17 protein-coding genes and 2 tRNA genes are annotated in these 22,873 nt (G+C 70.8%); 7 read left to right on the forward strand and 12 right to left on the reverse strand.

The genetic code is table 11. The annotated features are described in order from the left end of the window. Positions 1 to 19 precede the first annotated feature (19 nt). Positions 20 to 298, forward strand: coding sequence for a hypothetical protein (locus ABR738_RS20550; RefSeq protein ID WP_350231451.1), 279 nt, complete (start codon positions 20 to 22; stop codon positions 296 to 298). 450 nt (positions 299 to 748) lie between these two features. Here the strand turns inward: ABR738_RS20550 and ABR738_RS20555 are convergent. Further along, a tRNA-Ala gene (locus tag ABR738_RS20555) sits at positions 749 to 821 on the reverse strand. Between the two features lie 152 nt (positions 822 to 973). Here ABR738_RS20555 and ABR738_RS20560 point away from each other — a divergent pair. Together ABR738_RS20560 and ABR738_RS20565 are read left to right on the forward strand one after the other, a co-directional pair. After that, entirely contained in the window at positions 974 to 1,522 is a 549-nt protein-coding gene (locus ABR738_RS20560) for a helix-turn-helix domain-containing protein (protein WP_350231452.1), read from the forward strand. A 36-nt stretch (positions 1,523 to 1,558) separates the two neighbouring features. Beyond that, entirely contained in the window at positions 1,559 to 3,010 is a 1,452-nt protein-coding gene (locus ABR738_RS20565) for a serine/threonine-protein kinase (RefSeq protein WP_350231453.1), read from the forward strand. A gap of 41 nt (positions 3,011 to 3,051) precedes the next feature. Here the strand turns inward: ABR738_RS20565 and ABR738_RS20570 are convergent, their stop codons facing one another. Beyond that, on the reverse strand, positions 3,052 to 4,425 hold the full coding sequence (locus ABR738_RS20570) for a hypothetical protein (protein ID WP_350231454.1): 1,374 nt from the start codon (positions 4,423 to 4,425) through the stop codon (positions 3,052 to 3,054). 134 nt (positions 4,426 to 4,559) lie between these two features. Next, positions 4,560 to 4,694: a DLW-39 family protein gene (locus tag ABR738_RS20575; protein ID WP_003958712.1), complete on the reverse strand. Its 135-nt coding sequence runs from the start codon at positions 4,692 to 4,694 to the stop codon at positions 4,560 to 4,562. A gap of 222 nt (positions 4,695 to 4,916) precedes the next feature. Between ABR738_RS20575 and ABR738_RS20580 the strand changes: the two genes are divergently transcribed. Together ABR738_RS20580 and ABR738_RS20585 are read left to right on the forward strand one after the other, a co-directional pair. Beyond that, positions 4,917 to 5,327: a DUF6344 domain-containing protein gene (locus ABR738_RS20580; protein WP_350231455.1), complete on the forward strand. Its 411-nt coding sequence runs from the start codon at positions 4,917 to 4,919 to the stop codon at positions 5,325 to 5,327. A 295-nt stretch (positions 5,328 to 5,622) separates the two neighbouring features. Further along, positions 5,623 to 6,384, forward strand: a complete 762-nt coding sequence (locus ABR738_RS20585; protein ID WP_350231456.1) for a glycosyltransferase family 2 protein — start codon at positions 5,623 to 5,625, stop codon at positions 6,382 to 6,384. A gap of 67 nt (positions 6,385 to 6,451) precedes the next feature. Here ABR738_RS20585 and ABR738_RS20590 read toward each other — a convergent pair whose 3' ends face one another. Together ABR738_RS20590 and ABR738_RS20595 are read right to left on the reverse strand one after the other, a co-directional pair. Next, positions 6,452 to 7,372, reverse strand: a complete 921-nt coding sequence (locus ABR738_RS20590; RefSeq protein ID WP_350231457.1) for an FkbM family methyltransferase — start codon at positions 7,370 to 7,372, stop codon at positions 6,452 to 6,454. A gap of 103 nt (positions 7,373 to 7,475) precedes the next feature. Next, positions 7,476 to 8,699: an amidohydrolase family protein gene (locus ABR738_RS20595; protein ID WP_350231458.1), complete on the reverse strand. Its 1,224-nt coding sequence runs from the start codon at positions 8,697 to 8,699 to the stop codon at positions 7,476 to 7,478. 216 nt (positions 8,700 to 8,915) lie between these two features. Here ABR738_RS20595 and ABR738_RS20600 point away from each other — a divergent pair, with 216 nt between their 5' ends. Both ABR738_RS20600 and ABR738_RS20605 read left to right on the forward strand, forming a co-directional pair. Next, complete coding sequence (locus tag ABR738_RS20600) at positions 8,916 to 9,572, forward strand: hypothetical protein (protein WP_350231459.1); 657 nt, start codon at positions 8,916 to 8,918, stop codon at positions 9,570 to 9,572. 388 nt (positions 9,573 to 9,960) lie between these two features. Next, positions 9,961 to 13,971 carry an nSTAND1 domain-containing NTPase gene (locus ABR738_RS20605; RefSeq protein WP_350231460.1) on the forward strand — a complete coding sequence of 1,337 codons (4,011 nt, stop codon included), beginning with the start codon at positions 9,961 to 9,963 and terminating at the stop codon, positions 13,969 to 13,971. 302 nt (positions 13,972 to 14,273) lie between these two features. On the opposite strand, the gene ABR738_RS20610 is transcribed toward ABR738_RS20605, so the two are convergent. The 7 genes from ABR738_RS20610 to gnd form a co-directional block, all read right to left on the reverse strand. Further along, positions 14,274 to 14,347, reverse strand: a tRNA-Ile gene (locus tag ABR738_RS20610). A gap of 97 nt (positions 14,348 to 14,444) precedes the next feature. After that, entirely contained in the window at positions 14,445 to 14,996 is a 552-nt protein-coding gene (locus ABR738_RS20615) for a DUF3566 domain-containing protein (protein WP_350231461.1), read from the reverse strand. An 87-nt stretch (positions 14,997 to 15,083) separates the two neighbouring features. Beyond that, the gene (gene gyrA, locus ABR738_RS20620) at positions 15,084 to 17,699 is read right to left on the reverse strand and encodes a DNA gyrase subunit A (protein ID WP_350231462.1); all 2,616 of its coding nucleotides are present in this window, start codon (positions 17,697 to 17,699) and stop codon (positions 15,084 to 15,086) included. A 44-nt stretch (positions 17,700 to 17,743) separates the two neighbouring features. Beyond that, on the reverse strand, positions 17,744 to 19,807 hold the full coding sequence (gene gyrB / locus ABR738_RS20625; protein WP_350231463.1) for a DNA topoisomerase (ATP-hydrolyzing) subunit B: 2,064 nt from the start codon (positions 19,805 to 19,807) through the stop codon (positions 17,744 to 17,746). Positions 19,808 to 20,245: 438 nt separating this feature from the next. Next, a complete protein-coding gene (locus tag ABR738_RS20630; protein ID WP_350231464.1) occupies positions 20,246 to 20,791 on the reverse strand; it encodes a DciA family protein in 546 nt (181 codons plus the stop codon). Beyond that, positions 20,788 to 21,909 carry a DNA replication/repair protein RecF gene (gene recF / locus ABR738_RS20635; RefSeq protein WP_350231465.1) on the reverse strand — a complete coding sequence of 374 codons (1,122 nt, stop codon included), beginning with the start codon at positions 21,907 to 21,909 and terminating at the stop codon, positions 20,788 to 20,790. The genes ABR738_RS20630 and recF overlap by 4 nt, the downstream gene beginning before the upstream one ends. Positions 21,910 to 21,951: 42 nt before the next feature. After that, positions 21,952 to 22,827, reverse strand: coding sequence for a phosphogluconate dehydrogenase (NAD(+)-dependent, decarboxylating) (gene gnd, locus ABR738_RS20640; RefSeq protein ID WP_120722444.1), 876 nt, complete (start codon positions 22,825 to 22,827; stop codon positions 21,952 to 21,954). Positions 22,828 to 22,873 lie beyond the last annotated feature (46 nt).

Genomic DNA, 22,873 nt, shown 5'->3' on the forward strand with positions numbered 1-22,873 from the left:
ATCCGAAGGAGTCCGCTCCATGCCGCACACCCTTGGCCCCATCTGGCGTGACGCCAACGTCCGCTCCGGCCCGTCCCTCGACAGCCACATCCAGCGGCATTTGCTCCCTGGCGACGGTACGAGCTACCAGGCCGTCGACTGGGTGAAGGGCGACGAGGTCGTCGAGGGCGAGAACCCCAACGGGGAGATCGTCAGCGACATCTGGTTCCAGCTCACCCTCGGCGGCTGGTGCAGCGCCGTGAACTTCGAGCCGGACACCATCGCCCAGGTCCTCGGGCAGGACAGCGCCACGGCCTGACCTGCCCCCACCCACGTCCCTCCCGCGCCACCCCCGTGCGCGGGAGGGATGCCGGCCGCCCGTCGGGTCGTCGCGGACACGGGCCGGGAGCGTTCACGCCAAGCCGGGCAGCAAGGCGCCGCGGCCCTGGTCCCTTCGACGACGGCCATGCCCTCGAAGGGCTCGGACATGGTCGGGCCGGTGGACGCCCTCCGCCGGCTTGGCGTGCTTCTTCCAGCCCAGCGCCTCGCGTCCGAGGGCCGGCCGGTCCTGGGGACCCTCGCTCTCCTGGCGGCGCCGGCCGCGACACAACCATGACCCTCGGTCCATCCCGGCGGCCAGCGCCGGCCGCGGTCTCGGCGCGGGCCATGCGCAGACACTGATGGAAGGCACGTGCCCACTCGGTGCCCACCAGGCGCAGCAGAAAACCCTCCGACCCGCGTTCTCGCAGGTCGGAGGGTTTTCCTTCTGTGGAGCCTAGGAGATTCGAACTCCTGACATCTGCCTTGCAAAGGCAGCGCTCTACCAACTGAGCTAAGGCCCCGGATGAGGTGGTGCGGAACAAGAGTACCGGGTGGAACGGGGGATCTCCCAAAAGGATTGGGACTCCCGGTGAACGACCACTCTCCGTAAGATGCTCGGCGAGGTTCGCACCCGTGAAGCGGCCTCACTGGGGAAGCGATGGGGAGACGCGCAATGGACACAGCACAGCAGGAAGCGACCGCAAGAGCCAGGGAGCTTCAGCGCAGCTGGTACGGGGAGCCGCTGGGGGCGCTCTTCCGTCGGCTGATAGACGACCTCGGGCTCAATCAGGCCCGGCTCGCCGCTGTTCTCGGGCTCTCCGCGCCCATGCTGTCGCAGCTGATGAGCGGTCAGCGCGCCAAGATCGGCAATCCGGCCGTGGTGCAGCGCGTCCAGTCGCTCCAGGACCTCGCGGGGCAGGTGGCCGACGGCAGCGTGAGCGCCGTGGAGGCCACCGACCGGATGGAAGAGATCAAGAAGTCGCAGGGAGGCTCGGTGCTGACCAACACCGGCCAGAGTACGTCCAGTTCGGGTGCGCCCACGGTGCGGCGTGTGGTGCGCGAGATCCAGTCGCTGCTGCGTTCCGTCGCGGCCGCGGGCGACATCATCGACGCGGCGGGCACGCTCGCCCCCGCCCACCCCGAACTGGCGGAGTTCCTGCGGGTGTACGGCGCGGGGCGCACCTCCGACGCCGTCGCGCACTACGAGGCGCACCAGAGCTGACAACGGTCCGTTCGCGATCCTGGGGGAGGGCGCCGGGTGGGTGAGGTCTTCGCCGGCCGGTACGAACTGGTCGATCCGGTCGGACGGGGCGGGGCCGGAGCCGTCTGGCGCGCCTGGGACCGGCGCCGGCGCCGTTACGTGGCGGCGAAGGTCCTCCAGCAGAGCGACGCCCACACCCTGCTCAGGTTCGTCCGCGAGCAGGCCCTGAGGATCGACCACCCGCACGTGCTCGCGCCGGCCAGCTGGGCCGCCGACGACGACAAGGTCCTCTTCACCATGGACCTGGTGAGCGGCGGCTCGCTGGCCCATCTCATCGGCGACTACGGGCCGTTGCCTCCCCGGTTCGTGTGCGTGCTGCTCGACCAGCTGCTCGCCGGGCTCGCGGCCGTGCACGCCGAGGGCGTCGTCCACCGTGACATCAAACCGGCCAACATCCTGCTGGAGGCCACCGGAAGCGGCCGCCCGCATCTGCGGCTCTCCGACTTCGGCATCTCCCTGCGCAAGGACGAGCCCCGGCTCACCGAGACCAACTACGTGGTGGGGACGCCGGGTTACCTCGCGCCCGAGCAGATGGCGGGGTCCGAACCCGACTTCCCCGCCGACCTGTTCGCCGTCGGCCTCGTCGCGCTCTATCTCCTCGAGGGCAGCAAACCCGACGCGCGGGCCCTCGTCGAGTACTTCGCCACCCACGGCACCCCAGGCGCCCCCCAGGGCATCCCCGAACCCCTCTGGCAGGTCTTGGCGGGGCTGCTCCAGCCGCATCCGCAGAACCGGTTCCGCACGGCGACGGGGGCACGCAAGGCGCTGGCCTCCGCGGTGGAGCTGCTGCCCGAGCAGGACCCGGACGACGAGCCCGTCGAAGTCTTCGACCAGATCGGCCCGCTCCCACCCGGCTTCACCGACCAGGGGCCCGAGACGCGGGCGTCCGGCGCGGAGGGGCCTCCGGGGGGCACGGGCGCGTCTCACGCGCCGGGTTTCCCGAGTGCCTCTCCCGCCATGGACGCCTCTCCCGCCATGGACACCTCAGACGGCCCGGACGCCTCGGGTGCCCCTACGTCCTCCGGCGCCTCACGTGGACCGGCCACCTCGGGCGCCCTGCCCGCCCCCCACACCTCGCGGCCCCCCAGCCCGGCCGCCGTCCCGCCCGCCCCGGCGCAGCCACCCACCCCGCCCACGCAGGCGCCGACGCCCTCGTATCCGCCGCCGCACCACGAACAGACACCGCGAACGCCCCCGACCGCCCCGTACACGGCCCCGAACCCCTCGCCGTACGCGGCGCAGGCGTACCCGGCTCCCTATACGGCGCAGCCGTACGCCGCCTCGTACCCCAATGCCGCCGTGGCCCCCCAAGTTCCCGTCCGGGAGGCCTCTTTCGAGGGGTCCGCGCCGCGATCGCGCCCCGGGCCGCCCGCCAAGGTCGTGATTCCGGTCCTCCTGGTGGCGCTGGTCTGCTTCGCGGTGGGATTCTGGGCGCTGTTCCAGATCTGAGGGGGCGCGCTCCGCCAGGGCGCGCGGGCCCGAGCGCTCCGCTACCGGGCGCTGGGCGGTCCGAAGCCCTGCCCGTCGGGGCTCCGCGCCGCCCCCGGCGCACCGGTGGCGTCCGGACCGGCCCCGGGGATGGTGGCGGCCGTACGCCGACGGGCCACCAGCGCCCACATCCCGAGCCCGGTCACGAGCACCGTGCCCGAACCGATTCCGAGGGCCGCGAGACGTTTCATCGAGCTGTCGCCCGCAGAGGGGGAGCCGCCGGAGAAGTCCGGCGCGGGGCCCGCGTACGCGGGGGCGGCCTTCTTCGCTCCGCGCACGGTCAGACGCAGCGTCAGGTCGTACGGCGTGTTCCCGAAGGTCCGCCCGACCTCGGGGCTGAGCGAGACGGCCAGATAGTAGGGGCCCGCGACCCGCATCGCGGAGGTGTCGCTCGAGGGCGCGTACCGGTTCTCGTAGGCGACGGGCGGGAGCAGGTCGAGCGCGGCCTCCTTCTGCCGGCCGTCGTACGGCGCCGACGCCCCGGTGGCCGGCCCGCGCAGCGGATTGTAGAGCTGGAGGGACAGGGCGGTGCTGACATAGCCCTCCTTGTCCGTGGTGATGCCGGACAGGGCTCCGCTCACGAACAGTTGTTGGCCCCAGTCGAGCGGAACCTGGAAGAAAAGGGTCTCGCCCGGCCGGACGGTGTCTCGCCACTGCCCCTCGGACAGGGCGGTCGCGTCGTGGAAGCCGGTGCCGCCGTGGACCCGGCGCGGGGCGGTGGCCGGCGGGGCGGGCGACGCGGAGGGCCAGCCGGTCGGCGCGGTGCCGGGCCCGGCGCCCTCGCGGGCGGGTTCGGTCGAATAGCTGAGGTCAAGGCCCCAGTCGGAGGGCGTGGACGTCGCGTCGCCCTCCCGCTCCACGACGAGGTAGTAGGTGCCGGGTCTGCGGCACGAGGGCAGGCTGGTGCGTACGGACCGGTAGGCGTAGGCGGCGAAGGGGTGCGGGTACTGCGCCGCGCCGATGGAGGTCCGCTGGGAGTCGCAGGACCCGCCGTCGGCGTCCTGGATCGTGACGCGGATGGAGTCGCTGTAGGCGAGCTTGGCGCCCACGGGCCCGGGCACGGCGACCGCGGAGGCGTAGGCGTCCTTGGTCCCGTCGAGAATCAGCCGGAAATAGAGCTTGCCACTGGGCTTGATGACGGACCTATAGGCGGTGCCAGCCTCAAGGACCGGCCCGTCGGTGTCCTTCGCGCCCCCCGGGACGTCCTGGACGCCCTCGGGAAAGCGGTACGCGGGCGGCGGCCCGGCGGCGTGCGCTGGGCCCGGCGCCGCGAACAGCGCGCAGAGCGCCGCCGCGGCCGCTCCCACCTTCCGTGCCGAGGCTCCCCGGCGCCGCCCCGCCGCCCCGACCCCGACCCCGCCGAGCCTCGTCCTCACGTCGCCCCGCCCCACCTTCGCCCTCGCAAGTCAACTCTTCGCTCACGTGAACTCAACCGTGTCCGGTACGGCCCGGAACAGCACGAAGCCCCGGCCACTGAGGTGGCCGGGGCTTCGCAACGGGTCTTTCGGTCTCACACACCCGAACCTGCGGGCACGGAGTCGGTCGCCTCCGTCCACAGATCCTGCTCGGCGCGATCCGCCTGGATCTGGCGGTACACGAGGAGCCCGCCGATGGCAGCCAGTGCGACCAGGAGAAGCTTCTTCACCGCGCGACCTCGTCTTTCCTTGACGTAAGGGACCTCTGCCGCCCGACTATACACACCGATCGATATCAACCGGTGATGCTCCATCCGTGTGTAGTTCATCGGAAGATCCGTCGATACGGTGCGTCGTTCCTAGCCTCTTCCGCCACCCCCGCACATCATCGGATACAACGCAATTCGGGCAACCCAACAGCACGCACCGCTTACGGAAGAGGCGAGGACGACATGGCAACCAGCAAGCTCACGACCTGGTGGACCGCACTCATCGGCGCGCTGGTCGCGCTCCTCGCCTCGCTCGGCCTCGCGGGCCACGCCACCGCCGCCGCCCCCTCGGCCTCCGTACCGCAGCACGACGTGACGTACAACCGCAGCGAACCGGCCACCTCCGTTGCGCCGGCCGTGCAATGGGCGCTGCCCGCCGCATCGGCGCTGCCGCCCACCATGAAGCAGCGCATCCGCGCCGAGGCGCACGGCTCATCGCCCTCCTCGCGCCACCGCGCCGATGTACGCGACGCGGCGGACGACTCGGCGTCGGCCACGGACGACGGCGGCGGCCAGGAAACCGCGCGGGAAACGGCCCAGGAAACCTCCGAAGACCCGGCCGGAGCGGCTTCCCCTTCGCCCGATTCCCCTTGAGCCCCCCAACCCCACCCCACCCCGCTCCGCCCGAGCTGCGAGCCCGGCGACTCCCCCGAGTCGCCGGGCTCTTCGGCGTCCTGAGCAACCCGTCGAGGGGCCCCTCACCGGGTCCTTTTGTGGAGTCGTACGCTGCGTGGGCCGGATCGACGGGACGGTGTGCAGCACATGGCCAAGGCGTACGAGCCGGTCCGGACGGCGCCTCGCGGGCCGGCGTCTCGCTGCCGGGGGACCGTACGCAATCTCTGTTCACGACCGACTGGGAAACACGACTGACTGGGAAAGGTGGTGAGCCGTGACCCGGCGCATCATCGTCGTCACCGCCGTCCACGGGCCTTCGGCCCCCTTTCTGCCGGACGCCTTCGCGTCCCTGTGCGCGCAGGAGCTGCCGGACGGCTGGGACTGGCGGTGGCTGATCCAGCAGGACGGCACCAGTGACGACGTCGCTCCCCATGTACCGGCCGATGAGCGCGTCTCCTTCCGGCAGGGGCGGCGCGGCGGCCCCGGTGTCGCGCGCACCATCGCCCTGGCGCGCGCCGACGGCGAGTACGTGAAGATCCTGGACGCGGACGACCAGCTCGCGCCGGGCACCCTGGCCCGTGACCTCGCGGCCCTCGAAGCCGACCCGTCGATCGGCTGGGCCACCTCGCGCGCCCTGGACCTGCTGCCCGACGGGACGACCACGGGCTTTCCCGGCGACCCCGAACCGGGCGCCATCGAGCGCGGGGCCGTCCTCGACCACTGGGCCGCGCACGACTACCGCGCACAGGTCCACCCCGCGACGCTCTTCGTCCGCCGCGATCTGCTTCTCGCCCTTGGCGGGTGGATGGCGCTGCCCGCCTCGGAGGACACCGGTCTCCTGCTGGCCCTGAACGCCGTGGCACGCGGCTGGTTCTGCGCGGAGGTGGGGCTGCTCTACCGCAAGTGGGAGGGCCAGGCCACGGGACAGTCCGCGCACACCGACGCCGGGGAGCGCGACGCGCGGATGGCGGTCGTCGAGGCGCGGGCGCGGGCCCTGGACCACTTCCAGTGGCGCTGGCCGGTCAGCTCGACGTGAGCGGGAACGCGTAGCCGGCCGGGCCCTTCGCCGGCTCCCGGCCCGGCAGCCGGGCGCGGCGCCGGTGTCACGCCAGCGTCTCGGCGTCCACCCGTGAGAACACGAGTTCCGTCTCACCGACGATCGGGCCGCGCCACCGCACGGGCGGGGCCGGGTCGCGAACGGCGCCGGGGTAGCTCGCCGGGGAGTAGTCGTTCACCAGGCGGTAGACGTTGAACCCGTGCTCGCGCATGGTCCGCAGCAACTCCTCGACGGAGTCGCCGAGCCGGGCCATCCGTTCCGGCGTCACCTCGACGGCGATCTCGGCATCCGCCCGCAGGTCGCCGAGCACAGGGGCGAGGCCGCGCACGACCCCGCCCTCCGCGCCCTCGACGTCGATCTTGATCACGCGGGCCCTCGCGATCTCGTCCGGCCGCAGGACCTGCGACAGGGGGAGCGCCGCCATCTCGAAGGTGGACTCGGCGGGCCCCTCGTACGGGACGATCGAGTTCGCGCCCTTGTTGCGCGAGCTGGCGAGCACGAAGGTCAGGGTCGTCGGGCGGTCGGCCACGGCGACGTTGACCGGTCGGACGTTGCCGCACCGGTTGAGCTCGACGTGCCGCAGCACGCGGCGGTGGAACTCGGGGGATGCCTCGATGGCCACGACGCGTCCCCGCTCCCCCACCAGACGAGAGCCCAGCACGGAAAACGCCCCGATGTTGGCCCCGACGTCGACGAAGACGTCGCCCGGGCGCAGGCGGCTCTGCAACCAGTGGGTCATATGGGGCTCCCACACCCCGAAGAGATAGAGGTAACGCTCGATCAGGTCCTGGGTGTCGACCGCGAACCTCGCCCCGGAGCGGGCCTGGACGACCCGTCGGCGCGGGTGGTCTCGCAGGCGGGGGTTCAAGAAGCGGTCGGCGAGCGCCGCCTTGCCCGCGCCGACCGGAGCGTCACGCACGTACCTGCGGCCGAGGGTGACCAGCACGTCCGGGAGAAAAGAGGTCATGTGCCCGCCTTCCATGGAGCCCGGGCCACCGTAACCCTCCGCTTGACCGGACGTGACCTGGTTGATCGGACGTGACCTTGTTGACCGGGCGTGACCTCGTCGATCAGACGTGGCCTTGATCGAGCGGAAGCCCCAGCATGCGGATGGCGTTGCCCCTGAGCAGTTTGTACACCACGTCGTCGGGAAGCCCGGCCATGTGCTCGGTGGCCACCTGCTTGGTGTGCGGCCAGGTCGAGTCCACGTGCGGGTAATCCGTCTCGAAGGTCGCGTTGTCCACCCCGACCGTCTCGATGGACTCGATCCCGTGCCGGTCGCGGAAGAAGCAGCAGAAGATCTGCCGGTAGTAGTACGAGGAGGGCGGTTCGGGGATGAGGTCCTTGACCCCGCCCCAGGCCCGGTGCTCCTCCCACACGTCGTCCGCCCGCTCCAGGGCATAGGGGATCCACCCCATCTGGCCCTCGCTGTAGGCGAGCTTGAGCCCCGGGAACCTCACCAGGACCCCGGAGAAGAGGAAGTCCATCATCGACGCCATGGCGTTGTTGAAGCTGAGCGAGGCCTGGACGGCGGGCGGGGCGTCGGGGGAGGCGGCCGGCATCTGCGAGGACGAACCGATGTGCATGTTCACCACCGTCCCCGTCTCCTGGCACGCGGCGAAGAACGGGTCCCAGTAGCCGGAGTGGATGGACGGCAGGCCGAGGTACGTCGGAATCTCCGAGAACGTCACTGCGCGCACGCCACGAGCGGCGTTGCGTCTGATCTCCGCCACCGCGAGGCCGATGTCCCACAGCGGGATGAGGCACAGCGGGATGAGCCGGCCGCCGCTGTCGCCGCACCACTCCTCGACCATCCAGTCGTTGTAGGCGCGCACGCAGGCGAGCCCCACCTCCTTGTCCTTGGCCTCGGCGAAGGTCTGCCCGCAAAAGCGCGGGAAGGTCGGGAAGCACAGGGACGCCTCGACGTGGTTGAGGTCCATGTCCTTCAGGCGGGCGCCGGGGTCCCAGCATCCGCGCCGCATCTGTTCGCGTGTGATGCCGTCGAGCGTCATCTCGTCCCGGGAGAAACCGACGGCCGCGATGACCCGCTTGTACGGGAAGATGCTGCCCTCGTACTCCCACCAGTCCGTGAGCTGTCCCTCCGGGTCGGTGGTGAACCTGTACTTCCCCCCGATGTACGCCAGCTCCCCGATCCCGGCCGTGAAGGGCTTGGGCCCCCGGTCCCGGTACTTGCGCGGGAGCCATGTCGCGAAGAGGTGCGCGGGCTCGATCACGTGATCGTCCACGCTGACGACGCGGGGAAGCTCCCGGCTGCCACTGTCCGTACTGACCACGGTACTTACCCCCAGCTGCCTGCCGGTGCCACCGACTCCGGATCTGACGGTCCATCAGATTCAGGGTATGGCGCGCCCTGGTGGACGGCAAGCGCCCGTATCCCTGGTCTGTTGCCGCCCGGCGTGCCACCCTGCGCGGCATCGCCGGCTCTCCGGGGCGATGCGCCGGCGGAGAGCGTCACGCGCGCTGTCGTCCCGGTCGACGAGGAGAAGGCAATGAGCGAGCACCAGCACGGCCAAGGAGCGGGCACGCCGTCCCAAGCCGCCGAGGACCATGAGCCGCAGAGCCCCCTCAGGACAGCGCACCTGGCGCGCGCCCACAGCGCCGCCTCACGCGCCGCCGCCGTCCTGCGCCACATCGAGGGGTCCCGCGCGGAGGAGGAGCGGGCCGGAGCGGGCGCGGGGGCCGAGGAGGAGCGGGCCGGAGCGGGCACACGAGCCGAGGAGGAGCGGGCCGGAGCGGGCACACGAGCCGAGATCCTTTTCAAGGCCGGCCACGCCGCACGCGTGGCCGCGCAAGCCCTGGCCGTGCTCCACGAAGGCCGGCCCCAGCCCGCGGCCGACTCCCGTTGCGCGCGGAACGCGGCCGCCGCCGCGTCCCAGGCCGCCCGGATGGGCGAGCTCCACGACGAGGGCGGCGAACTCGCCGCGACAGCCTCCCGGGCCGCGCTGAAGGCGGCTCAAGCGGCGGGCGCCGCGTCGGCCGCCGGAGCCGGGGGAGAGAACCAGACCCTGAACGCCGAGGCGGACGCCGCCGAGAAGGCCGCCGTCGCGGCGGCCGAAGCGGCGGGCTGGACGCGTCCCGAGGAGCGGGTCGTGCCGGTCGCGACCGGCATCAGGAGCGCCGACGTGATGGCGATGACCCACTTCTGAGAGCGCTCCGGGGAATCCGCCGACCCGCTCCGCGCGCGGTCGGCGGCGCCCCGGGCGGCCCGGCGCACCCTGAGCGACCGTGTGCTGCGGCACCGGTCCCTCCCCTGTTGGGACCGGTACCGCACCACACTGGCGACGCGAGGCCTTGCCGCACTCTCGTTACTCCGCCGTAGATTGACTGAGAACACGCGACGGCATGATGGCCTCTTCGAGCGAGGACCTGGTGGCTCGACCGGGTTACGCCCCGTGGCTGTCCTGCTACGGCCAGATCCTGCCAGGAAGGGCTCGCAGTGAGGAGGTCCGGACACCACGCGGACGGTTTCTCCGCAGGTCAGCCCTATAGGGTGAGTTTTCCGGTCCGGATGCCAGGTGCGCAGGACAGTGAGAGGTGGAGGCCTTGAGTCCAGGCTCAGGGGCACGCACGGCTTTCGCGGAACGTCTCGCGTTGCTGTACAAGGAGGCGGGGGACCCGCCCCTCAAGCGCGTCGCGGAGGCCGTCGTCCGGCTTCAGCGCGTCGACGAGCGGGGGCGCCCGGTGCGGGTGTCCGCCCAGCGGATCAGTGACTGGCGGCGGGCCAGGAACGTGCCGGCGCAGTTCGCCGCCCTCGCGGTGGTGCTGCACATCCTGATCCCCGAAGCACGGCGCACGCGGGCCGCACCGGTCTCCCCCGGTCTCTACGACCTGGCGCACTGGCAGCGTCTGTGGGAGCACGCGGTCGCCGACCCGATCGCCGGCGAGCAGCCCGCGCCGGCCAAGGAGCCGGCGCCCGCCGACGCGCCGGCGGTTCCCGGTGGTGTGTGTCCTTATAGGGGCCTGGCCCCCTACCGCCGGCAGGACGCCCGCTGGTTCTTCGGCCGGGAGCGCAGCACGGACGCCCTCGTGGCGCAGCTTCGCGCGGTGGAGGCGACCGGCGGCCTGGTCATGCTGGTGGGCGCCTCGGGGGCGGGAAAGTCGTCCCTGCTGAACGCCGGACTCGCGCCCATGCTCCAAGACGGCGCCCTGAGCGGCGAGAACGGCCGGGCACGGGCGGTCGTGCACCTCGTACCGGGAACGGATCCCGTCGGCGAGCTGACCCGTCGGATTCCCGAACTCGCGCCCCTGGTCCTGGCCGGATCGAAGGCCGACTCCGACGCCCACCGTGCCCTGCGACACGGCCCCGCCGTGCGCCGGGCCTTCTCGGCCTGGGCGCGACGCCAGGCGGCGGCCGTCCCTCCGGTCGTCATCGTGGACCAGTTCGAGGAGACGTTCACCCTCTGCCCCGACGAGGCGGACAGGCGCCGGTTCATCCAGCTCCTCCACGCGGCCTGCACACCCGCCGACGCGGACGAGCCGGCCCCCGTCCTCGTCGTGCTCGGCATACGCGCCGACTTCTACGAGCAGTGCCTGGCCCACCCGGAACTCGCCGACGCGCTCCAGCACCGGCACATGGTGCTCGGCCCGCTGACCGGCGCGGAGCTGCGCGAAGCCGTGACCGGTCCGGCCAAGGCCGTGGGCATGGAACTCGAACCGGGCCTGACGGAACTGATCGTCCGCGAAGTGAGCACCGACGGCCCCCGTGGCGCACAGAGCGCGGGCGCCCTGCCGCTCCTCTCCCACGCCCTGCTCGCCACCTGGCAGCGACGAAAGAGCGGGAAGCTGACCCTGGCCGGCTACCGCGCGGCGGGCGGAATCCAGGGCGCGGTGGCGGCGACCGCCGAACGGGCCTGGTCGGATCTCGATCCGGCGGCACGCACCGCCGCCAGGCTGCTCCTTCTGCGGCTGGTCAGGCTGGGCGAGGACACCCAGGCCACGCGCAGGCGGGGGACCCGGCGCCAGCTCGCCCAGGAGTCGACGGACTGCCGCAAGACGGAGGAATCGCTCGAGGCGCTGGCACGCGCCCGCCTGGTGACGCTCGACGCCGAAACCGTCGAAATCACCCATGAGGCGCTGCTCCACGCGTGGCCGCGCCTGCGGGACTGGATCGACGAGGACAGGGCCGGCAATCTGCTGCGCCAGCGCCTGGAGGAGGACGGCAGGGCCTGGGAGGAATCCCAGCGGGACACCTCCCTGCTCTACCGGGGTTCCCGCCTTGAACAGGCCCGCGCCTGGGCCAGGACCGCCGGTGACACCTTTCTGACCCGGGCCGCGGTGGATTTCCTGGCCGCTTCGGTCAAGCTGCGCAAGCGTACGGTCTGGATCATGCGCGGTGCGATCTCGGCCCTGGTCGTCCTCGCGCTGCTGGCTGTCGGCGCCGCGGTGGTCGCCTGGCAGCAGCGGGACGACGCCGTGTTCGAGCAGGTCGTCGCCGAGGCCGACCGCGTCCAGCACACGGATCCTTCGCTGTCGGCCCAGCTGGCCCTGGTGGCGCACGGTCTGCGGCCGGACGACGAGGGCGCGGCCAACCGGCTGATCTCGATCGTGAACGCGCCGCTTGCCACCCCGCTCCTGGGCCACACCGGCGCCGTCTACCTCACCTCGTTCAGTCCCAACGGCCGCGTCCTGGCCACCGCCAGCTACGACCGGACCGTCCGCCTGTGGGACGTGGCCGACCCCTCGCGCCCCAAGCCGCTCGGCTCCCCGCTTGCCGGCCATACGAGCTGGGTGAGCAGCGCGGTCTTCAGCCCGGACGGCACCACCTTGGCCAGCGCTTCCGACGACGGCACGATCCGGCTGTGGGACGTACGGGACCCCAGCCGCCCGCAACCGCTCGGTACGCCGCTGACCGGCCACGACGGCACGATCTACCTCCTGGCCTTCAGCCCGGACGGCCACACGCTGGCCGCCGCCACGGAACACCAGGCCATCCGTCTGTGGGACGTGGCCGACCCGGGCCGGCCGAGGACGCGCGACGTCTTGACGGGCCCCACCGCAGCCGTGCGCTCCGTGGCGTTCAGCCCCGACGGAAGCACGCTCGCCGCGGGCGCCGACAACGGATCGATCCGGCTGTGGGACATGAGCGACGCGGCGCGGCCGGAACCGATCGGGAGCGAGCTGACCGGTCACGCGAGCACCGTGCACTCCGTGGCGTTCAGCCCCGACGGTCACACGCTGGCCAGCGGAGGCTCGGACGACACCGTCCGGCTCTGGAACGTGACCGACCCCCGTCACGCGGCACCGATCGGGACGCCCCTGACCGGCCACACCGGCCCCATCTGGTCCGTGGCGTTCAACCCGAGCGGAACCATGCTCGCCGCCGCCAGCGCGGACAGCACGGCGAGCCTGTGGAACATCAGCGACCCCGCCTACCCCTCGCAGGTGGGCGAACCCCTCGCGGGAAGCAGCGGCGAGATGTACGCCCTGGCCTTCAGCCCCGACGGCCGGACCCTCGCCACCGGAAGCGGAGACAGCAAGGTCCGCCTGTGGTCGATTCCGGCCACGGACATGATCGGCCAGGTCGGAGCGTTCCGCCCGGACGGCCGCGTTCTCGCGACGGCGGCGCGCGACAACCGGGTGCGGCTGTGGAACGTGGACGCTCCGGGCCGGCCGGTGTCGCTCGGCGCGCCCTTCACCCCGCCCGGGGAAGGCTCCGCGCGTTCCCTGGTGTTCTCCCCCGACGGCCGGACCCTCGCGGTGCTGATGGGCAACCATTCGGTACGGCTGTGGAACGTCGCCGATCCCTCCCGCCCCGCCCCCTACGGTTCCCCCATCGTGCTGCGGACCCGGTTCGCGGGCGCCGGCGCGCTGGCCTTCAGCCCCGACGGCCGCATGCTGGCCACCGACTACGACGACCGCACCATCCAGCTGTGGGACGTCGGCGACCCGTCCCACCACCTTCCGCTCGGCGCGCCGCTCACCGGTCACAAGGGCTACGTCAACTCCCTTGTCTTCAGCCCCGACGGGCGCACGCTCGCCAGCGGCAGCGCGGACGACACCATCCGGCTCTGGAACGTGGCCGACCCGCACCGCCCCGCTCCCCTGGGCCCACCCCTCACGGGCCATCTCGGGCCCGTGAACACGCTCTCCTTCAGCCGGGACGGCAAGACGCTGGCCAGCGGCAGCGACGACGACACCGTCCGGCTCTGGAACACCACCCGTCCGGCCGTGGCAAGGCTGCTGGGCGCCCCGCTCACCGGACACACCGAGGCGGTCGTGTCGCTGACGTTCAGTCAGGACGGCCGCACCCTGGCCAGCGGCGGCAACGACAACACGGTCCGGCTCTGGGACCTGGCCCACCCGTCCGCCGCGTCACCGATCGGGCAGTCCATGAGCCCCAACGCCAAGACAGGAAACTTCCTGTCCTTCAGCCCCAGGAGCCACATGCTCGGCGTGTCGAGCGGCAGCGACACGGTCCGGCTGTGGAACTTGGACACCGCCGAGGCCAAGAGCCACATCTGCTCCACCACCCGGGGTGTCCTGACCCCGCAGAAGTGGCACGAGTATCTGCCGCGCCTGTCCTACGCCCCGCCGTGCGAGGGGTGACCGGCGGCCGGTGACCGGTGGCCCCTGGCCCATGGCCGTGGCGGGCGACCGGAAGAACGTGATACCCGTCACAATTCGCCATTCCGCACGGGCAGTCAGTTCCCCCTGCGGGCTGCGTTGTTAGGGTTGCCTACAAGCCCGACCGCTGGTGCATCCCCCGTCGCCAGCGGTCGGGCATTCGCGTATCCCCCTCCACGGCACTCAAGCCACAGCACAGAAGCCACAGCACACTGGCCACGGCACATACGCGAAGAGGGCGCCTCCCACTCGGGGAGACGCCCTCTTCATCGGTACTGCTTCTGTGGGGCTAACAGGATTTGAACCTGTGGCCTCATCCTTATCAGGGATGCGCTCTAACCAACTGAGCTATAGCCCCGCCGCGCTTTTCGGGGTGTCCCGCGCGCTGACCTCTGAAGATTAGCGCACGGGACGGCCAGTCCCAAAATCGGTATCCGCGCCGCCGTGAACTGCGGCTACTCGTCCTCGGCCAGCGTGAGCTCGACGCCGCCCACGAAGCCGGCCGAGAGGTTGTAGATGAACGCTCCGAGCGTCGCGAGCGCCGTGGCCAGCACCACGTCGATCACCGCGATGACCGAGGTGAACAGCAGCACCCGCGGCAGCGACAGGAACGACTGGAGGTCGAAGCCGTTGGACTCGTTCGAGCCCGTGGCCTCGCTGATCGTGCCGCCCACCGTGGAGAAGACGCCCATCGCGTCCATGACCATCCACAGCACCGCGGCCGCGACCACCGTGCAGATGCCGAGCGCGATGGACAGCAGGAAGCTGACCTTCATCACCGACCACGGGTCGGCCTTGGCCACCCGCAGCCGCGCCTTGCGCGTGCGGGGCGTCGTGCGGGCCCCGGTACGCGGCCGTCGCATGCCCTCGCCGGTGCGCTGGGGCGCCGGGTAGGCCGCCGGCGGATGGTAGGGCCCCTGGCCGCCCTGCGTGCTCTTGTCGCGCTCGCCGGGCAGCGCGCCGCCCTCGTACTCCGCCCGGCCCTTGGCCCCGCGGGTTTCCGTCACCGTTACCCCCTGGGAGTCCGCGGCAGGGCCACGGGCACCGTTCGCTCCGGAAGCGGCCGCTCCGGCGCCCGTGGATCCACTCACGCTTTACTCCTCGTGCTCCCCGGCCGAGGGCTGGGCGCCCTCGGCAGCAGCCTCGGCAATAGCGCCCTCGGCGTCTTCGGCCCCGTCGACCTCTTCGGCCTCGCTGCCCGCCTCGGCGTTACGGGCGATGCCGACCACGGCATCGCGCTTGCCCAGGTTGATCAGTTGGACGCCCATGGTGTCACGGCCCGTCTCCCTGACCTCGTTGACTCGCGTACGAATCACACCGCCGCCGAGCGTGATGGCGAGGATTTCGTCCGTTTCCTCGACCACCAGCGCGCCGACCAGCGAGCCGCGGTCCTCCACGATCTTGGCGGCCTTGATGCCGAGGCCGCCGCGGCCCTGGACGCGGTACTCGTCGACGGGGGTGCGCTTGGCGTACCCGCCATCGGTTGCGGTGAAGACGAACGTACCGGGCCGGACGACATTCATCGAGAGCAGTTCGTCTCCCTCGCGGAAACTCATCCCCTTGACACCCGAGGTCGCGCGCCCCATGGGGCGCAGCGCGTCGTCCGTCGCCGTGAAGCGGATGGACTGCGCCTTCTTGCTGACGAGCAGCAGATCGTCCTCGGCCGATACCAGCTCCGCGCCGATCAGTTCGTCGTCGCCGCCGTCCGGCGTCTCGCGCAGATTGATGGCGATGACGCCACCCGAACGGGGCGAGTCGTAGTCCTTCAGCGACGTCTTCTTCACCAGGCCGCCCTTGGTGGCCAGGATCAGATAGGGCGCCGCGTCGTAGTCGCGGATCGCGAGGATCTGGGCGATCTTCTCGTCCGGCTGGAAGGCCAGCAGGTTGGCGACGTGCTGGCCGCGCGCGTCCCGGCCGGCGTCGGGGAGCTCGTACGCCTTCGCGCGGTAGACGCGGCCCTTGTTGGTGAAGAACAGCAGCCAGTGGTGGGTGGTGGAGACGAAGAAGTGGTCGACGATGTCGTCCTGCTTCAGCTTGGTGCCCCGCACGCCCTTGCCGCCGCGCTTCTGCGAGCGGTAGTCCTCGGTCTTGGTGCGCTTGACGTAGCCGCCGTTGGTGATGGTGACGACGATGTCCTCTTCGGCGATCAGGTCCTCGATGGACATGTCGCCGTCGAACGGCACCAGCGCCGAGCGGCGGTCGTCGCCGAACTTGTCGACGATCGCGGCCAGTTCCTCGCTGACGATCGCGCGCTGCTTCTCGGGCGAGGCCAGGATCGCGTTGTACTCGTTGATCTTCGCCTGAAGCTCATCGTGCTCGGCGACGATCTTCTGGCGCTCCAGGGCCGCGAGCCGGCGCAGCTGCATCTCCAGGATGGCGTTGGCCTGGATCTCGTCGATGGACAGCAGCTCCATCAGGCCCACACGCGCGACCTCGACGGTGTCGCTGCGCCGGATCAGCGCGATGACCTCGTCGATCGCGTCGAGCGCCTTGAGCAGGCCGCGCAGGATGTGGGCCCGCTCCTCGGCCTTGCGCAGCCTGAAGCGCGTACGCCGCACGATGACCTCGATCTGGTGCGTCACCCAGTGGCGGATGAACGCGTCGATCGAGAGGGTGCGCGGCACGCCGTCGACCAGCGCCAGCATGTTGGCGCCGAAGTTGGTCTGGAGGTCGGTGTGCTTGTACAGGTTGTTCAGGACGACCTTGGCGACCGCGTCCCGCTTCAGGACGATCACCAGACGCTGTCCCGTACGGGAGCTGGTCTCGTCGCGGACGTCGGCGATGCCGCCGACCTTGCCGTCCTTGACCAGGTCGGCGATCTTCTGCGCGAGGTTGTCGGGGTTGGTCTGGTAGGGCAGCTCCGTGACCACCAGGCACTGGCGGTTCTGGATCTCCTCGACCGCGACGACCGCGCGCATCGTGATGGAGCCGCGGCCGGTGCGGTACGCCTCCTCGATGCCCTTGCGGCCCACGACCAGCGCGCCGGTGGGGAAGTCGGGGCCCTTGATGCGCTCGATCAGCGCGTCCAGAAGCTCCTCGTGCGAGGCGTCCGGGTTCGCCAGGTACCACTGGGCGCCCTCGGCGACCTCGCGCAGGTTGTGCGGCGGGATGTTGGTGGCCATGCCCACCGCGATGCCGGCCGAGCCGTTGACCAGGAGGTTGGGGAAGCGCGCCGGCAGGACCGTCGGCTCCTGGTTGCGGCCGTCGTAGTTGTCCGTGAAGTCGACGGTCTCCTCGTCGATGTCCCGGACCATCTCCATGGCCAGCGGCATCAGCTTGCACTCGGTGTACCGCATGGCGGCGGCCGGGTCGTTGCCCGGAGAGCCGAAGTTGCCGTTGGAGTCCACCAGCGGCATGCGCATCGACCAGTGCTGGGCCAGGCGCACCAAGGCGTCGTAGATCGAGGAGTCGCCGTGGGGGTGATAGGTACCCATGACGTCACCGACGACACGGGCACACTTGTAGAAGCCCTTCTCGGGCCGGTAGCCGCCGTCGTACATCGCGTACAGGACGCGGCGGTGGACGGGCTTCAGACCGTCCCGCACGTCGGGCAGCGCACGCGAGACGATGACGGACATCGCGTAGTCGAGGTAGGAGCGCTGCATCTCCGTCTCGAGCCCGACGGGCTCGATGCGCAGGGCGAGGGCTGCCTCAGCGGCGGCGGCCGCCTCGGCGGCTTCCGTGGGCGTAGGAGTGTTCTCGTCGGCCATTGCTGGTTCTCAAGTCCTTTCGAAGCGGTCAGCGACAGACCGAGTCAGATGTCGAGGAAGCGGACGTCCCGCGCGTTGCGCTGGATGAACGAGCGGCGTGCCTCGACGTCCTCACCCATCAGCACCGAGAACAGATCGTCGGCCTGGGCCGCGTCGTCCAGGGTGACCTGGCCGAGCACCCTGTGCTCGACGTCCATCGTGGTGATGCGCAGCTCCTCGGCGTTCATCTCACCAAGACCCTTGAACCGCTGGATCGAGTCCTCGCGGATGCGCTTGCCGTTCTGCTTGCCGAGGTCCACGAGCGCGTCGCGCTCACGGTCGGAGTACGCGTACTCGAAGTCGTCCCGGCCCCACTTGATCTTGTAGAGCGGCGGACGCGACAGGTACACGTGCCCGGCCTCGACCAGCGGCCGCATGAAGCGGAACAGGAAGGTCAGCAGCAGGGTGTTGATGTGCTGGCCGTCGACATCGGCGTCCGCCATCAGGATGATCTTGTGATAGCGAAGCTTCTCGATGTCGAAGTCCTCGTGGACCCCGGTACCGAACGCCGAGATCAGCGCCTGGACCTCGGTGTTCTGGAGGATCTTGTCGATCCGCGCCTTCTCGACGTTCAGGATCTTGCCTCGGATGGGCAGGATGGCCTGGTACATCGGGTTGCGGCCGGACTTCGCCGAGCCACCGGCGGAGTCCCCCTCGACGATGAAGATCTCGCACTTGGTGGGGTCGTTGGACTGGCAGTCCGAGAGCTTGCCGGGCAGCGACGCCGACTCGAGCAGTCCCTTGCGGCGGGTCAGGTCACGCGCCTTGCGGGCGGCGACGCGGGCCGTCTGCGCCTGGATGGACTTGCGGATGATGTCCGCGGCCTCGACCGGGTTGCGGTCGAACCAGTCGGTCAGGTGCTCGTGCACCACCTTCTGGACGAACGTCTTCGCCTCGGTGTTGCCCAGCTTGGTCTTGGTCTGGCCCTCGAACTGGGGCTCGCCCAGCTTGACGGAGATGATCGCCGTCAGACCCTCGCGGATATCCTCGCCCGAGAGGTTGTCGTCCTTCTCGCGCAGGAGCTTCTTGTCGCGGGCGTACCGGTTGACCAGGCCCGTGAGCGCGGCGCGGAACCCTTCCTCATGCGTACCCCCCTCATGCGTGTGGATGGTGTTCGCAAAGGAGTAAACGCCCTCGCTGTACTGAGAGTTCCACTGCATCGCGATCTCGGCCGAGAGAAGTCGCTCCTTGTCCTCGGCCTCGATGTCGATCACGGTCGGGTGGATCAGCTCGCCCTTGCGCGAGTTGAGGTACTTCACGAAGTCGACGATGCCGCCCTCGTAGAAGTACGTCACCGTGAGCGGCTCGGGCTCCTCGCCCTCTTCCGCGGAGTCCGCACCCGAGACCGCACGCGCCGAATCGCGCTCGTCGGTCAGCTTGATCGTCAGGCCCTTGTTGAGGAAGGCCATCTCCTGGAAGCGCCGGGCCAGCGTCTCGAAGGAGTACTCGGTCGTCTCGAAGATGTCGCCGTCGGCCCAGAAGGTGACCGAGGTGCCGGTCTCCTCGGTGGCCTCGTGCTTGGCGAGCGGCGCCGTCGGGACACCCAGCTTGTAGTCCTGCGTCCAGCGGTAGCCGTCGGTCCTGACCTCGACGGCCACCTTCGTGGACAGGGCGTTCACCACGGAGACGCCCACACCGTGCAGACCACCGGAGACGGCGTAACCGCCGCCGCCGAACTTGCCGCCCGCGTGCAGGACGGTCAGCACGACCTCGACGGCCGGCTTCCCCTCGGAGGGGATGATGCCCACGGGGATGCCACGGCCGTTGTCGATGACGCGCACGCCGCCGTCGGGCAGGATCGTGACGTCGATCGTGTCCGCGTGACCGGCGAGAGCTTCGTCGACCGAGTTGTCGACGACTTCCTGCACCAAGTGGTGCAGACCACGCTCACCGGTCGAGCCGATGTACATGCCGGGCCGCTTGCGGACCGCGTCCAGACCTTCCAGGACGGTGATCGCGCTGGCGTCGTACGAGGTGGTCACCTCGCCGTTCTCACCGCCGGCAGTGGACGGGGTCTTCTCGTTGGGGTTGCCGGAATCGGCCACGAAGCGCCCTTTCTGGCACAGCACGAGCCTCCCCTGTACAGGCAGGAGCGGCTGCGTCGTTCAGCGATGGTCGGCGTCGGGCGCCGCCGTGGCGGCGGGCGTCCGATCGCGTCTTTCGGTGGGTCCCGCGAGGACGGCGGGATTGTCGACCAGTCTACCGGTAGCGCCGACATGAATGGGGGTTTGCCGGTACCTGAGTCCGCATGTGCCGCCCTGGGCGGGCGCCTACCGACTCCCCATATTCGGGGAGGGGCCCCAGGAGCCTCACACGGGCGTTCAGCGCTTCGGCCTGTCAACCTCCGACTACCGTGAGGGACGCCTCATCACCCACACCCGCCACCGGAGGCCTCCGGAGCCCCGTTTTCGCACGTCACAGGGTGTGCCAGGGAGACGCGTGTGCCCTGCCCCGGCAGCACTTCGCGGGGCAGGGCACAGGAAAAGAGGGGGCGCCGGCCCGGCCGCTCACCCGTAGGTGTCGCCCGGCCCCGTGCTCCCCGGCGCGCGCAGCCGGCCGTAGCGCTGCGGCGGCCCGCCCGGGCCCAGCACCTTGATCAGCCGGACCGTGCCGTGACCGAGGTCGGCGTTGATGCGCGCCACCAGCTGGGGCGCGAAAAGACGCAGCTCGGTGGCCCAGGCCGTCGAGTCGCACTGCACGGTCAGCACCGCGTCCGCCTGGTCGTACGACTTGGGCACACAGTGATTGGCCAGGTCCTCGCCGACGATCTGCGGCCAGCGGCCCATCACGCCGCCGACCGCCGCGGGCGCCTCCCAGCCGCGTTCGTTGATCAGACGGTTGATCGCCGCGCCCAGCGGCAACGGGTCCCGCCCGTCCGCGCGGGCTCCGGAGCGCAGCCCGCCGCCCCTGCGGGCCTGCTTCTTCTGCTGGGCGGCGTCACCGCGCGCCTTGGCCTGCTCCTTCGCGGCGCGCAGCGCGACCCTCGCCAGATCCACGCCGGAGGACTCCGGCACCTTCGGCGCCTCGCCCCCCGGCCCCTTCGCCTCCGTCATGCCCGCGTCACCTCGCCCTCCGCGACCTCGTACCTGACGCCCGCGAGGATCCCCGGAACGTCATCGTCCACCGCGGCCGTCACCAGAACCTGCTCGCCCTCGGCCACCAGTTCCGCCAGCCGTTCGCGCCTCTTGACGTCCAGCTCCGCGAACACGTCGTCGAGTACGAGCACGGGCTCGTTGCCCTCGGCCCGCAGCAGGTCGTAGGAGGCGAGCCGCAGCGCGAGCGCGTACGACCAGGACTCCCCGTGGCTCGCGTACCCCTTGGCCGGCAGCTCGCCCAGGCGCAGCGTCAGATCGTCGCGGTGCGGCCCCGCCAGCGTCACGCCCCGCTCGATCTCCTGCTTGCGCACGTCCGCGAACGCCGCGATGAGCTGCCCGTACAGCTCCTCGCGGGTGTGCCCGGTGCCGGGCGCCGACGGCTTGTACTCAAGCACCAACGGGCCGCCGCCCGGGGCGAGTTGTTCGTACGCCTTGTCCGCGAGTGGACCCAGCGCCGCGATCAGGTCGAGGCGCTGGGCCAGGAGCTCGGCGCCGACCTGCGCGAGGTGCTGGTCCCACACGTCAAGTGTGGACAGGTCCATGCCCCGGCCGCCGTGCCTGCGGGCCATCGCGGCGGACTTCAGGAGGGTGTTGCGCTGCTTGAGGACACGGTCGTAGTCGGAGCGCACGGCCGCCATCCGGGGTGAGCGGGCGGTGATCAGCTCGTCGAGGAAGCGGCGGCGCTCGCCGGGGTCCCCCTTGACCAGGGCCAGATCCTCGGGCGCGAACAGCACGGTCCGGACGATCCCGAGGACGTCACGGGGTCTGACCTGCGAGGACCTGTTGATACGGGCCCGGTTCGCGCGGCCCGGATTCAGTTCGAGCTCGATCAGCTGGGAGCGCTCGCCCTGGGTGACGGCCGCGCGGATCACGGCGCGCTCGGCGCCCATCCGCACCAGTGGGGCATCCGAGGAGACGCGGTGGCTGCTGAGCGAGGCGAGGTAGCCGACGGCCTCGACCAGGTTGGTCTTGCCCTGGCCGTTGGCGCCCACGAACGCGGTGACGCCCGGGTCGAGCGGAACCTCGACCCGGGCGTACGAGCGGAAGTCGGCCAGCGAGAGATGCGTGACGTGCATGGTGTCGCCGACCTCCCCCGGCTGACCTGCTGCGCTTGGGAGCTACTTGGACTCGACCGCGTGGCCGCCGAACTGGTTGCGCAGCGCGGCGATCATCTTCATCTGCGGGGAGTCGTCCTGACGGGACGCGAAGCGGGCGAACAGCGAGGCGGTGATCGCGGGAAGCGGCACGGCGTTGTCGATGGCCGCCTCCACCGTCCACCGGCCCTCGCCGGAGTCCTGCGCGAAGCCCTTGAGCTTGTCCAGGTGCTCGTCGTCGTCCAGGGCGTTGACCGCGAGGTCGAGCAGCCAGGAACGGATGACCGTGCCCTCCTGCCAGCTGCGGAACACCTCGCGGACGTCGGTGACCGAGTCGACCTTCTCCAGGAGCTCCCAGCCCTCGGCGTAGGCCTGCATCATGGCGTACTCGATGCCGTTGTGGACCATCTTCGAGAAGTGGCCGGAGCCGACCTTGCCGGCATGGACCGCGCCGAAGTCGCCCTCGGGCTTGAGCGCGTCGAAGATCGGCTGCACCTTCGCGACGTTCTCGGCGTCGCCGCCGTACATCAGCGCGTAGCCGTTCTCCAGGCCCCAGACGCCGCCCGAGACGCCGCAGTCCACGAAGCCGATGTCCTTGAGACCCAGCTCGACGGCGTGCTTCTCGTCGTCCGTCCAGCGGGAGTTGCCGCCGTCGACGACGATGTCTCCGGGCGACAGGAGCTCGCCGAGCTCGTCGATGGTGGACTGCGTCGCCGCACCCGCGGGGACCATCACCCACACAACGCGCGGGCCCTTGAGACTGTCCACAAGCTCCTTGAGGCTGTGGACATCGGCGACGTCCGGGTTGCGGTCGTAACCGATGACGGTGTGGCCCGCGCGGCGGATGCGCTCGCGCATGTTGCCGCCCATTTTGCCGAGGCCGACGAGACCGAGCTCCATCACAGAATCCTTTGACGTTGAGGCGTTTCGTACCCGCGTCCGAGCC

Source organism: Streptomyces sp. Edi4 (assembly GCF_040253615.1).
Lineage (GTDB): Bacteria > Actinomycetota > Actinomycetes > Streptomycetales > Streptomycetaceae > Streptomyces.

Bases quoted from the DNA above. Each gene is read 5' to 3' on its own strand.
- ABR738_RS20550 (WP_350231451.1), top strand. From the start codon at position 20: ATGCCGCACACCCTTGGCCCCATCTGGCGTGACGCCAACGTCCGCTCC.
- ABR738_RS20560 (WP_350231452.1), top strand. From the start codon at position 974: ATGGACACAGCACAGCAGGAAGCGACCGCAAGAGCCAGGGAGCTTCAG.
- ABR738_RS20580 (WP_350231455.1), top strand. From the start codon at position 4,917: ATGGCAACCAGCAAGCTCACGACCTGGTGGACCGCACTCATCGGCGCG.
- ABR738_RS20590 (WP_350231457.1), bottom strand. From the start codon at position 7,372: ATGACCTCTTTTCTCCCGGACGTGCTGGTCACCCTCGGCCGCAGGTAC.
- ABR738_RS20600 (WP_350231459.1), top strand. From the start codon at position 8,916: ATGAGCGAGCACCAGCACGGCCAAGGAGCGGGCACGCCGTCCCAAGCC.
- gyrA (WP_350231462.1), bottom strand. From the start codon at position 17,699: ATGGCCGACGAGAACACTCCTACGCCCACGGAAGCCGCCGAGGCGGCC.
- ABR738_RS20630 (WP_350231464.1), bottom strand. From the start codon at position 20,791: ATGACGGAGGCGAAGGGGCCGGGGGGCGAGGCGCCGAAGGTGCCGGAG.
- recF (WP_350231465.1), bottom strand. From the start codon at position 21,909: ATGCACGTCACGCATCTCTCGCTGGCCGACTTCCGCTCGTACGCCCGG.
- gnd (WP_120722444.1), bottom strand. From the start codon at position 22,827: ATGGAGCTCGGTCTCGTCGGCCTCGGCAAAATGGGCGGCAACATGCGC.